12 protein-coding genes and 1 pseudogene are annotated in these 11,417 nt (G+C 43.2%); 12 read left to right on the top strand and 1 reads right to left on the bottom strand.

The features are described 5' to 3' along the window. Positions 1–264, bottom strand: a 264-nt coding sequence (locus tag A1019T_RS04145) for a helix-turn-helix domain-containing protein (protein ID WP_143514050.1), incomplete at its 3' end; no start/stop codon positions are given. Between the two features lie 11 nt (positions 265–275). On the opposite strand from A1019T_RS04145, the gene A1019T_RS04140 reads away from it, so the two are divergent. The 12 genes and pseudogenes from A1019T_RS04140 to A1019T_RS04085 form a co-directional block, all read left to right on the top strand. Next, positions 276–1,133: a TRAP transporter substrate-binding protein gene (locus tag A1019T_RS04140; protein ID WP_244156532.1), complete on the top strand. Its 858-nt coding sequence runs from the start codon at positions 276–278 to the stop codon at positions 1,131–1,133. A gap of 21 nt (positions 1,134–1,154) precedes the next feature. Further along, positions 1,155–1,682: a TRAP transporter small permease gene (locus A1019T_RS04135; protein WP_077450553.1), complete on the top strand. Its 528-nt coding sequence runs from the start codon at positions 1,155–1,157 to the stop codon at positions 1,680–1,682. Next, positions 1,679–2,968 carry a TRAP transporter large permease gene (locus tag A1019T_RS04130; RefSeq protein WP_077450552.1) on the top strand — a complete coding sequence of 430 codons (1,290 nt, stop codon included), beginning with the start codon at positions 1,679–1,681 and terminating at the stop codon, positions 2,966–2,968. The genes A1019T_RS04135 and A1019T_RS04130 overlap by 4 nt, the downstream gene beginning before the upstream one ends. Positions 2,969–3,181: 213 nt before the next feature. Continuing rightward, positions 3,182–4,186: a 5'-nucleotidase gene (locus A1019T_RS04125; protein WP_077450551.1), complete on the top strand. Its 1,005-nt coding sequence runs from the start codon at positions 3,182–3,184 to the stop codon at positions 4,184–4,186. A 152-nt stretch (positions 4,187–4,338) separates the two neighbouring features. After that, positions 4,339–4,935 (top strand): rhomboid family intramembrane serine protease, encoded by a 597-nt coding sequence (locus A1019T_RS04120; RefSeq protein WP_077450550.1) that lies wholly within the window; start codon positions 4,339–4,341, stop codon positions 4,933–4,935. Positions 4,936–5,080: 145 nt separating this feature from the next. Further along, a complete protein-coding gene (gene pcnB / locus A1019T_RS04115; RefSeq protein ID WP_077450549.1) occupies positions 5,081–7,168 on the top strand; it encodes a polynucleotide adenylyltransferase PcnB in 2,088 nt (695 codons plus the stop codon). Between the two features lie 35 nt (positions 7,169–7,203). Beyond that, entirely contained in the window at positions 7,204–7,710 is a 507-nt protein-coding gene (gene folK, locus A1019T_RS04110) for a 2-amino-4-hydroxy-6-hydroxymethyldihydropteridine diphosphokinase (protein WP_077450548.1), read from the top strand. A 61-nt stretch (positions 7,711–7,771) separates the two neighbouring features. Next, a complete protein-coding gene (gene panB / locus A1019T_RS04105) occupies positions 7,772–8,584 on the top strand; it encodes a 3-methyl-2-oxobutanoate hydroxymethyltransferase (protein ID WP_077450547.1) in 813 nt (270 codons plus the stop codon). Between the two features lie 64 nt (positions 8,585–8,648). Beyond that, positions 8,649–9,509, top strand: coding sequence for a pantoate--beta-alanine ligase (gene panC / locus A1019T_RS04100; RefSeq protein ID WP_077450546.1), 861 nt, complete (start codon positions 8,649–8,651; stop codon positions 9,507–9,509). 129 nt (positions 9,510–9,638) lie between these two features. Next, positions 9,639–10,583 carry an RNase adapter RapZ gene (rapZ, locus tag A1019T_RS04095; RefSeq protein ID WP_077450545.1) on the top strand — a complete coding sequence of 315 codons (945 nt, stop codon included), beginning with the start codon at positions 9,639–9,641 and terminating at the stop codon, positions 10,581–10,583. Positions 10,584–10,660: 77 nt separating this feature from the next. After that, the gene (gene yjgA, locus A1019T_RS04090; RefSeq protein ID WP_077450544.1) at positions 10,661–11,170 is read left to right on the top strand and encodes a ribosome biogenesis factor YjgA; all 510 of its coding nucleotides are present in this window, start codon (positions 10,661–10,663) and stop codon (positions 11,168–11,170) included. Between the two features lie 118 nt (positions 11,171–11,288). Then, a pseudogene (locus tag A1019T_RS04085) lies at positions 11,289–11,417 on the top strand (IS982 family transposase); the annotation flags it as partial.

Genomic DNA, 11,417 nt, shown 5'->3' with positions numbered 1-11,417 from the left:
TTTTTCTGCTAAAAGACTCTTTCTGCCTCTGCCAGCTGCGTCATAGACACTAGTGATACCATGCAACCAGTATTTCCTTCTTATGGTATAGACGCTTCTAGGGTTATAGCCAAAGTTCTCTGCTACGGTCGCTATAGGATGACCTTGACTCAGTTGATGCAGCATGAGTAGTCTGATTCGCGCTCTGGCACTGCCTTCTGTTTTAGATAATTGCAGAAAATCGTGGTCTGTGAGTTTATGGTTTCTAGGGGTTTTTTTCGGCATATGATTCTATTATGTTGTTGAGTTGGTTATATTGTATATTATTTTGTGGAATTGGTATTAGTAAGGCAGATGTTACTTATGAATCTGCTGTCAAAGGCACTATTGATATTGGCTCACAGGCTCACGGCTATACCAGCGGTCGCTTTCCGTTAACTCAGGTTGCCGAGCTTCCGGGTTTATCAAATTCAGCCACTCAAATGGGTTGTATCTTACAGACTTTATATGAAGACGGTACCATCGCGAGTGAGTATCAAGATTCTCATGTGCTCTTCATGTATGGGGCTGGTCCAGGATCACTACACACGACGAATAAATTAATTCGTACTCCTGAAGATATGAAAGGGATGCGAATTCGTCGTCCTTCAGCGGTCGCAGGAGATATTATTGAGAGCGCAGGGGCTTCACCTGTAGGTTTACCTGCTAACGATATGTATACCTCATTACAGCGCGGTGTGGTCGATGGTTTAAGCTTCCCATGGGAGGCCGTTACAGCCTTTAAAATTGATGAAATTCCTAAGTACCATACTCATATTCCTTTTTATAGTTCAGCTTTGATGGTGGCTATGAATAAGGATAAATATGAAAGTTTACCCGATGACCTAAAGCAAATTCTCGATAAACACTCAGGCATGGCACTGGCAAATAAAGTAGGTGAGGTATTTGATAAACATGACTTGATGGCAATTGAAGCCGCTAAAGCTAAGGGAGATGAAATCATTGAAATTCCAGATCCATTAAATGATCCGGACTGGAAAGGACCTCTCGAAAAAGGCACGAAAAAATATCTTGATGATTTAAAAGCACAAGGTCTTGACGCCGATGGTGTCTATGCAAAAGCAAAAGCGGCCAGCGCAGCTTGTAAGGGTTAACTAAATTAGAGGAGTTGTCTTATGGCTTATTTGCTAAAGATCAGCACTCTAATTTCAAGGTTTTGTCAGTTCATTGGTGGTATTAGTCTTATCATCATTGTTCTGACAACCATGTTAGATGTTGTTGCTCGCTATGTCTTTAAACTTACGGGCGGGGATTTTGGCTTTACCGTAAAAGGCAGTGTGGAGATTGTATCTTTTTTCATGCTGTTCGCTTTACTAGCCGCTTTCGCCGCTTTTGTCGAACGCTCACAAATCATCGTTGATATCTTTACCCAAAAAATGTCCAGAGTCATGAAGGGCTACATGATGGGTGTGTTCATGTTGGGCTTTTTCGTGATTGGAGCTTTCTTTACTTGGGGGTTAATTGAGAGTGCCTTTGATGCCATAGAGTTTGGCAAGGTAACCCAAGATCTTCGTATTTCAATGATGCCCATTTACTTAATCAGTGCTTTTTTGAGTGTTTTGCTAGCCATACGATCACTGATCGAATCCATAAATATCTTTAAAACAGGCGAGTTCTTTGACGCCGAGGAGACAGGCGCATGAGCCCAGAAATCATTGGTGCTATCGGCCTAGTCGTTATGATCCTCCTCGTTGTTTTTCGAGTCCCAGTAGCCTTAGCCATGTTAGGTGTTGGTCTGGTGGGTTTTGGCGCAGTCACTACCCCAGATGGTGCGGTACAGATGCTAAAAGATTTACCTGTAGACGTACTGGCAAAATACGATTTTAGTGCTATTCCCTTGTTTATTTTAATGGGGGTATTTGCCACTCACTCAGGTATGGCAGGCAAATTGTTTGAAGCCACACGTACTATTTTCGGGGGTGTTAGAGGCAGTCTTGGTATCGCAGGGATTGGTTCCTCCGGTATTTTTGCGTCTATCTCAGGCTCTTCTTTGGCCACAGCCTCAACCATGACTAAAGTGGCACTGCCACAGATGGAGAAGTATGGTTATCAGCCAGGTTTTGCTTGTGGTATTTTAGCAGCAGGTGGCACCTTAGGGATTATGATTCCACCGAGTATTGCTTTACTGGTCTATGCCATTTTGACCCAGCAATCTGTGGGCGATATGTTTATCGCTGGTTTTTTGCCGGGCATATTGGGCATGGTGATGTATTCGATTACCGTGATGATCATGGTACGTTGGAAACCTCATTTGGCACAGCGAGGAGAGCCTACAAGCTGGAAAGATAAGCTATTGTCATTAACAGGTCTTATTCCTTTTAGCTTCATTTTCATTATCATTATTGCAGGTATTTTCTTTGGCTTGTTTACCCCGACAGAGGGTGCGGCCGTAGGTGCCTTTGTGTCATGGGCCTATGCCTTTGCTAAAGGCATGCGTATGGATGGACTTAAACAGTCATTGATTGAGACTTTAGCGTTGTCTGCAGTGGTGTTCTTTATGCTACTAGGTGCAGAAGCGTTGGCGTACTTCATCTCAGTGTCTCGTTTGTCTTATTCATTGGCAACTTGGATTGGGACCTTAGCGGTTAGTCCTATGGTGGTCCTACTGTGCATTTTAGTGATGTACTTCTTATTGGGCCTATTCATGGATCCCCTAGCCATGTTGGTTATTACTATTCCGGTTGTATTCCCGATTGTAGTGGCTCTAGGTTATGATCCAGTTTGGTTTGGTATTATCGCAGTACTAACGGTTGAGTTAGGCTTAATTACTCCGCCCATGGGCATGAACATCTTCGTAATTAAGGCAATGGCACCCCACATTAAGTTGTCTGATATGTTTAAGGGGGTAGCGCCATTCATTGTCTCAGACGTGGTACGACTGGGTATTTTGGTCGCGTTCCCTGCCATCTCTTTAGTACTTGTAAATTAACTTACTCTACTAGCACTTTTTGACCACACTTTCTAAGAGAGGGTGTGGTTTTTTGTTTTTTGGCACAGTCCCATGATGATTTTATTGGTATTAGTAAATTAAACCGTTCTTTAAATGTCAGTTAAACTGGTGTATATAGGTCTATAAAACGCAGACGTTTATGGGATAATAACTCATTTAGTTAATCACTGGTTTATTGAGGCTTGGGTAGTAATGGCTGTAGATCTCTCAAATACATTAATTGTTGCGATCTCCGCAACCGCACTTTTTGATTTAAATGAATCCGAAACCTATCGTGAACAGTTGATTGAAGAAGATCCTTTAACTGCCACCCAAAGATTTCGGGAATATATGCAGCAGCATGAAAATGATCCCCTAGAGATAGGAGCAGGCTTTCCGTTAATTCAAGCCATATTAAATTTAAATAACTGTGCTCGAGACAATCATCAGGACGGCTACCAAAATAATGCTCCTTTAGTTGAGGTGGTTATTATTTCAAAGAGCTGTCCTGAAACGGGGATTCGGGTATTAAACGCTATTCGAAAACGAGGTTTGTGCATTACCCGTTCAGCGTTTATTTCTGGCGGTGAGGTGGCGGATTATATCGCCGACTTTAAGGTAGATCTATTTTTGACTACCAATAGGGAGGACGCCCAAAGTGTGGCTGATGCTAAGATCTGTGCCTGCGCTATATTGGATGCGACACCGGTCAATACCTTCAAATTAGATACCGAGCAATTACGCATTGCCTTTGATGGAGATGCGGTGTTGTTTGATGACTCTGGCGAGCTTTTATACAAGCAAAAAGGACTCAAGGCCTTCCATGATAGGGAGGCCAAAATGACTGACTTACCTATTGAAAAAGGGCCTTATGCAGACTTATTAATAAAACTATCATTGTTACAAGATAGGCTGCCTCGTACAGAAGACTCTCAGCCCATTCAGATTGCATTAGTCACTGCCCGTAATGCACCGGCTGATTTACGAGCTATTAAGACCTTGCGTGAGTGGGGCGTTTCAGTAGATATGGCATTTTTTTTGGGGGGACTTGAAAAAACCTCAGTATTAAAAACCTTTGCTCCACATATCTTTTTTGATGATTCCATTCAGCACATTGAGGCTGCCAGAAACTATGTGCCCACTGCCTTAGTGCCTTATCACTCCACCTCCAAGCTTTATAAACACACTTGGACCCCCAGAACCAGACGTTCTGGTTAACTATTCTCTAGCTGATCTATTTAGAGTAGGGCGTAATCATATAAGATTATATAGTTTTAAGTAGTCGTTATTTATACCCAAACCAAAGGGGGTTTAATGACTTTGTGATTACAAATTAGGGCGTTTAAAATCCCTACGATAGGGTGACATCTATGAATTGGCAGAAAATATTTAGTCTTATTAAACATCGTCTTGGCCAAGTGATTGGCCTTTATGGTTTCGTCTTGATTCCCATATGGGTCATGTATATTTTAAACAGTACGATATTGTTTAATTTTTGGAATGCGCTAGGTATTATTCCGCGCAGTCTAAGCCTAAATAGTTTGATTGGGGTGACCTCCTCTTGGACCATGCATGGTAATTTTGCTCATTTAATGGGAAACACCCTTGTTTTAGTACAAATATTATTTTTATTTGGGCTGTTTGAGCGTAATGCTTATCGTACGATAGTAAAGCTAATTATTGGCTCTGGCTTAATGACATGGGGACTAGGGTCGCCGTTCTCTATTCATATTGGAGCCTCAGGATTAATATTTGCGATGCTAGGTTATATGATCGGTGGTGCCGTTTTTGCCAGACGTTGGGGTTATTTATTGGCCTGTATATTAATGGGAGCCAGTTACTGGTTCATTTTAAAAGAGGGGCTTATGCCTCAAACGGGCATTTCTTTTGCGGCGCACTTTGGCGGGCTCTGCGTTGGTTTGTTAATTGGTGCTAACTCAAAACATTATTATGGCAATAATTACTAAGCAGATATTAATATTACCAAGGCTCAGTATGTTGGGCATCAACCTTGAAAATTTGTTACACTAGCGATTATATATGCCTTAGTTTACTTAGCCGCAAATTTGGCGGGTAATCATGGGCTTTTGTTAGTTTGTAGGGAGTAGATGCATGGCAGAACGTTCAGCCAAGCAGTTAGGGTTAAGTAAGGCGGATTTACCCAATTCGATTATTGAAGTGATTGCCACTTTGACTAAAGCTGGTTTCGAGGCTTATATTGTCGGTGGTGGGGTTCGTGACACACTTTTAGGTCTCAATCCAAAAGACTTTGATGCCGTAACTGATGCAAGACCGCATGAAGTGAAAGACTTGTTTGGCAAGCGTTGCCGTATTATTGGGCGTCGTTTTCAATTGGCACATGTGTATTCAGGCCGTGACATGATTGAGGTGGCCACTTTCCGTGCGCCCCCTACTGGTAACGAGCATACTACCAGTGACGGTATGATTGTTCGCGATAACGTTTGGGGTGATATTCATCAAGATTTTGCCCGCCGCGATTTTTCCATCAACGCTATGTATTACGAGCCTTTGAAAGGGGTAGTGCATGACTTTTGTAATGCGTTAGATGATATCAAAAATAAAACCCTTAGATTGTTGGGCCACGCGCCTTTGCGTATCGAAGAAGACCCAGTTAGATTACTCCGCGCTTTACGCTTTAAAGCCAAACTTGGGTTCGAATTTGATAAAGAATTATCAGAGCAGTTTCATGATGACAACTGGGCTTTGCTGGATCAAGTTTCTCCGCACAGACTGTATGATGAATCGCAGAAAATGTTTACGGGCGGTTATTTAGTGCCTTTATTGCCGTTATTGTTTGAATATGGCGCCATTCGTCACTTAATTATCTATCCACCAGAGCAGCCCAGCAGATTGGTAAATCAAGTTGCTATCAATACTGATAAGCGAATTGCTTTGGGTAAAAGTATCAACCCCGCTTTCTTCTATGCGGCGCTACTTTGGGACAATTACTTGCATCAATTGGCTAAGTTTAAAAAGAAAAACATGCCTTTTCATGATGCTCAGCTACAAGCTGCCAGTAAAGTTATTGACCGTCAGCGTATTAAAACGGCGATTCCTCGTTTTGCCGAGCAGTTTATCCGTGATATTTGGGTAATGCAGCCCAAACTTGCCAATCCTAGAGTGAAGCAGATTCCACAGTTGGCAGAGCATCCTCGATTTAGAGCCGCTTTTGACTTCTTATTATTGCGTGAGCAGTGTGATGATGAGTTGAATCCGCTGTCTGAGTCTACCAATGGTATGGGAGAGTGGTGGCAAACGTATCAGACACTATCAGAAAAACAAAAGCAACAGGCCATTGATAGCTTTGCTGGAGACAGTCGCCGCGGTGCTAGTAAATCAAGCCGTAACCGCAATCGCAGCCGAAACCGTCAGGACGATCAAAATAGTGCGGTGGCTAAAGCAAATAATGAGACAGCTGCTTATAGTCCTAAACCTCCTAAGCAAAAAGAAGGCAGTAGTCCTACCCAAAATAAACACTATGCTGCCGAAAGAGCGCAACTTGAGAAGCTGTCTTTAGGTAAATTAGCTGGTGAGCAAACCTCTCAAAAGGGTCAACCGAGCCCGCTATTTACCATCAATGCCGATAAAATGGCAAAACAAGTGCCCCAGCAATCTGATATTGATAAGCAGCAGGTTAAACAGACTGAAGCGCACCAAGCGACTGCTACGAAAGCTCAGTCAACCAAGCAAAATGAGCCTTCAAGTACAGCTAAGCCTACTTCAAAGCACATTGCTAAAACCAGCACAGACAAGGTGGTTTCTTCGCAGTTGGTGGTAAAAAAAGATGTGGTGTTATTACCAAAAGCGGAGCCTATCCCCAGTCAGCGTCGTCGTCGTCAGCCTAGCCAAACGCTGTCATACTCTGAACGCATGCAAGCAGCCAAAAGTGAGCAGATCGTTGCTGATAAGCAAAAACAGCCACAAGCGCTAACCGCTAAGACTGCTTCTGAGGCTAAAGTAGACAACAGTCAGTCAGCTACTCCTAAGCAGTTAGTAGCCTCTACGCCTGAGCCAAAAGTGACAGCGTCTAAGCAGAAGCAGGTAAAAACTGAAAAACTAAGCTCAACCCCAGCCCTTGCTGATAAAGTTATCCCTAAAAGTGATCGAGTGCCTGCGACGCGTCGTCGTCGGGAGCCAAGCTCTACGATTAGTGTCAGTGAAAAAAAGGCTAACAAATAAAATGGGCCACAATCAGTCATAAGGTATCAGTTATTATGGAGAAAGCCTCAGCTAGTAAACGCTGTTATCTGGGATTGGGTGGTAACCTTACCAATGAGCTGGGCAGTCCTAGTCAGCACATTCATAACGCCATACAAAGTTTAAAGGCTCATCCCCAGGTAACTCAGGTGAACGCCTCATCTCTTTACGCCTCTAAGCCTATGGGGCCTCAAGATCAGCCAGACTTTATCAATGCTGTCGTTGAAATTGAGACCACTTTGAAGCCCCATGACTTACTGACCTTGTGCCAACAATTAGAGCAGCAAGCACAGCGCGTTCGTTTGCGTCATTGGGGGGAGAGAAGCTTAGATGTGGATGTGCTGCTTTATGGCGATGAGCAAGTGGATAGCCCTACCTTAACAGTGCCTCATCCTGGGATCACTCAGCGTAATTTTGTTCTGATACCCTTGGCTGAGCTCAATCCTAACGTGAAAATTAACGGGATTGCTATTGCAGATTTGGAACAAAGTCAGGATTGGTCAGGACTCAGTCGCTTGTCTTAGTTCATAACATTTAGTTGGTCCTTTATTATTTATTTGCTTACTTCTTCTTAGGTGGCCTTATATGATTACTTTATCGACTTTAAATAAATATAAAAAAGAGGGTCGTAAATTCAGCTGTCTGACTTGCTATGATGCGATGTTTGCAAAAATGATGCAGAATGCTGAAGTCGATACTATCTTGATCGGAGACAGCCTGGGTATGGTGGTTCAGGGCCATGACTCAACGTTACCAGTAACTGTTGATGATATGGTATACCACACTGCGAACGTGGCGCGCAGCAACAAGCATGCGCTGATTCTAGCGGACTTACCGTTTATGAGCTATGTGACGCTTGAAGATACTATTGCTAATGCTAGAAAAATTATGCAAGCAGGGGCACAAGTCATTAAATTAGAAGGTGGCGCAGAGCTGGTAGATAAGGTGGCAGCGTTGACAGCTGCTGGAGCACCGATTTGTGTTCATCTAGGATTAACTCCCCAATCAGTTAACGTGTTCGGTGGTTATAAAGTACAAGGTAAAACAGAAGATAGCGCGGCCAAATTGATGGCCGATGTTAAGGCGGTCGTCGAGGCGGGGGCGGCAATTATCTTGCTAGAGTGTGTCCCAGCCGCCTTAGCGAAACAAGTAACAGAAGCTGTAGATGTGCCAGTAATTGGAATTGGTGCTGGCGCTGATACCGATGGTCAAGTTTTGGTGATGCACGATATGCTGGGGGTGACCTATGGTAGAGTCGCGCGTTTTGTCCATGACTTTTTAACCGATGAGCGTAATCAGCAAAGTGATTATGCGGGTAGTGTAGAGGGTGCTTTTGCTTTATTTCATAAGTCGGTCATAGAAGGCAGCTACCCTCAACCACAGCATCAGTTTAATTAACCGTACTTAGCTATTTTAATAAACTCTTTCAGTTGGTAATCGATCGGATCATTAGGATAACTGCATGACCATCACTCATAACTCTATTAAATCGTTACGTGAAGCGCTTAAACCACTAAGAGCCCATAAAACAATAGCTTTAGTGCCTACCATGGGCAATCTACACCAAGGTCACATCTCTTTGGTAAAGCTGGCCAAACAGCATGCAGATATCGTGGTGGTCAGTATCTTTGTTAATCCCACCCAGTTTGGGGTAGGAGAAGATTTAGACAGCTATCCTAGGACTTTAGAGGCGGATACCCAGAAGTTGAAAGAAGCAGAAGCGGACTATATCTTTGCCCCTACGGTGGAGGAGATGTACCCAGTTATGCCACCTCCGACCCAAGTATTAGCAGGTAATATCAGTCAAATGCTGTGTGGTAAATCGCGTCCTACCCATTTTGATGGGGTGGGGATAGTGGTCACTAAGCTGTTTAACATCGTACAGCCTGATGTGGCTGTCTTTGGCAAAAAAGACTATCAGCAACTGGCGATTATTAAGCAGTTGGTTCGAGATTTAAGTTTTGATATACAGTTAATTGGGGGTTCTATAGTCCGTGCCGAGGATGGGCTGGCCTTGTCTTCACGCAATCAGTATTTGACACAAGAAGAGAGGGCCAAGGCTCCTGAGCTTCATAAAGCGGTTCAAGATTTAGCGCTAAAATTACAAAACGGCCAGGCTAGCTGTGACAGTGATCTTGAAAGTCTAATTGAGCAAAGTATTGCTGCAATTAATGCTAAAGGCTTTAAGGTTGATTATCTTGAGGTAAAAAATCAAGACTTAACGCCGATTACTGAGTTTGCTGGCAAGCAGTCTTGGTTGATAGCAGTAGCAGCCTGGTTGGGTAAAGCGCGCTTACTGGATAACCAAGAGGTTGATGTTTAGCAGTGCCTTAAGTGTGGTATGCGGTATTGAAATAAAAGTGCGAAGCCTGTCGGTTTTAATTATTTGAGCATTTAGGTATTTGAGTAATACTCATAGCATCTTACAACACAAGGATAGGGGGTCTACCATATGTCTGCCAGACAATCAGAAGCTGAAACAGCGCTACAGCCGAATCCTGAGGTATTAGCGGTAGAGGTTTTGATTGTTTCCGGACGTTCCGGCTCTGGTAAAACCTCAGTGCTTAATATTTTAGAGGATTTGGGCTATTACGTTATTGATAACATGCCCTTATCGTTATTGCCTGCCGCCGCTGAAAAGCTGACAGAAGATGGCGATATTAAAAAACTAGCCTTGGGCGTAGACATACGAACGTTACAAGCAGACTCCTCTAACTTTAAAAGTATTTATGAGCAGCTACTGACAGCTTATGGCGTTGATAGCGTTAAGGTTTTATATGTCACTGCACGAGAGTCGGTATTGGTAGCGCGTTTTGCCGCCACACGCCGAGTGCATCCTTTAATGGCGATGTCGAGTTATGATGTTAAAAGCTTACCCAGCGCCATAAAAAAGGAAACGGAAACGCTGCACTCAATTGCCAGCAACGCCGATATTACCATCGACACCAGTAGCCTTAATATTCATCAGTTAAAAGAGCTAGTGCGTGAATACATAGGGGCAGACAATAAAATTACGGTTAACCTGCTGTCTTTTGGGTTCAAATACGGGGTGCCCATTGACGCTGATTTTATTTTTGATGTGCGCATCTTGCCCAATCCGCATTGGGATCCTAAGTTACGGGTTAAGACCGGTCGAGATGTTGAGGTGGCTGAATTTTTTGCAGAGTTTCCAGAAGTGGACGAAATGCAGCAGGATATTTACCAGTTTTTAAATCGCTGGCTGCCTGAGTTTTTACACAACAATAGACACACGGTCACGGTAGCAATCGGCTGTACAGGGGGCAAACACCGTTCAGTATTCATTACTGAGAAGCTGCATGCCAGATTGTCACAAAGCTTGCCAAGCGAGCTAAAAGCGATGGTTAAGCACCGTGAAAAATTACACTGGGGACATTGAAAGCAGGTATTCTGACCTTAGAAGCTCCAAGTTTTACCAGAGTGCCGATATTACTTTATTATTAATTTGAGATTTTTATGATTGATTGGTCCGAACATGACATGCGAGTTTCTCGCACTGAACTAAAAAAAGCCCATGAGCGCTTACAGAAACTGTCTGTGCCATTGGCGGCTTTATCCAAAAAACAGATGAAGAAGCTACCGGCAACGGAATACTTCTTGGCTGAGCTCATGGCTTTGTCTGACATCACCAGTGCGACCGCTCGTAATCGTCAAATTAAGCGTGTGGGCAAGCTAATCAGTGAAGAGGATCGCCACGCTTTAGTCGATGCTCTGTTCCAAATTCGATTTAGCAAAGAGCAAGCTGTTAAAATTGAAGGCTGGTATACCCGCTTAAATATTAACGATGAAAGCACCTTAAAGCAGTTCTGTAAGCAGTTCAAAGCGGCAGAGCGTAATAGCTTATTTCAGCTGTTGTTATGGATTGAATATGCCAAGCACATGAGTGACGATGAACTGCTGCAAGAATCAGAAACTGACTTATTGAGCTACATCAAAGAGGTCGCTATCTTAAGTCAGTTGGATTAAGAGTTAGATATCTATTAACCTGAGTTCGGGATAAGCAGGTCAAAAAAGGCAAAAAAAAGAAGTCCAAAATTGTTAAAGTTAAGGTACCAACAAAAACTCAACAAAAAGGACTTCTTACATGGACAACCTAACCGAATTATACTGCCACATTGACGACTTTTACCAAGCATTCAAACCAGAATTTGAACGTCAGCTGATCGAAAATGGGACAAAGCGATTAAGAGCATGCAAGATAAGTGTACCAGAG

It is taken from the genome of Psychrobacter piechaudii, assembly GCF_900162825.1.
Lineage (GTDB): Bacteria > Pseudomonadota > Gammaproteobacteria > Pseudomonadales > Moraxellaceae > Psychrobacter > Psychrobacter piechaudii.
Note: the sequence above shows the minus strand (reverse complement) of the source record. Positions and strands in the feature narration are given on the sequence as shown.

Bases quoted from the DNA above. Each gene is read 5' to 3' on its own strand.
- panC (WP_077450546.1), top strand. From the start codon at position 8,649: ATGACCATCACTCATAACTCTATTAAATCGTTACGTGAAGCGCTTAAA.
- folK (WP_077450548.1), top strand. From the start codon at position 7,204: ATGGAGAAAGCCTCAGCTAGTAAACGCTGTTATCTGGGATTGGGTGGT.
- A1019T_RS04125 (WP_077450551.1), top strand. From the start codon at position 3,182: ATGGCTGTAGATCTCTCAAATACATTAATTGTTGCGATCTCCGCAACC.
- A1019T_RS04120 (WP_077450550.1), top strand. From the start codon at position 4,339: ATGAATTGGCAGAAAATATTTAGTCTTATTAAACATCGTCTTGGCCAA.
- panB (WP_077450547.1), top strand. From the start codon at position 7,772: ATGATTACTTTATCGACTTTAAATAAATATAAAAAAGAGGGTCGTAAA.
- pcnB (WP_077450549.1), top strand. From the start codon at position 5,081: ATGGCAGAACGTTCAGCCAAGCAGTTAGGGTTAAGTAAGGCGGATTTA.
- A1019T_RS04140 (WP_244156532.1), top strand. From the start codon at position 276: ATGTTGTTGAGTTGGTTATATTGTATATTATTTTGTGGAATTGGTATT.
- rapZ (WP_077450545.1), top strand. From the start codon at position 9,639: ATGTCTGCCAGACAATCAGAAGCTGAAACAGCGCTACAGCCGAATCCT.
- yjgA (WP_077450544.1), top strand. From the start codon at position 10,661: ATGATTGATTGGTCCGAACATGACATGCGAGTTTCTCGCACTGAACTA.
- A1019T_RS04130 (WP_077450552.1), top strand. From the start codon at position 1,679: ATGAGCCCAGAAATCATTGGTGCTATCGGCCTAGTCGTTATGATCCTC.
- A1019T_RS04135 (WP_077450553.1), top strand. From the start codon at position 1,155: ATGGCTTATTTGCTAAAGATCAGCACTCTAATTTCAAGGTTTTGTCAG.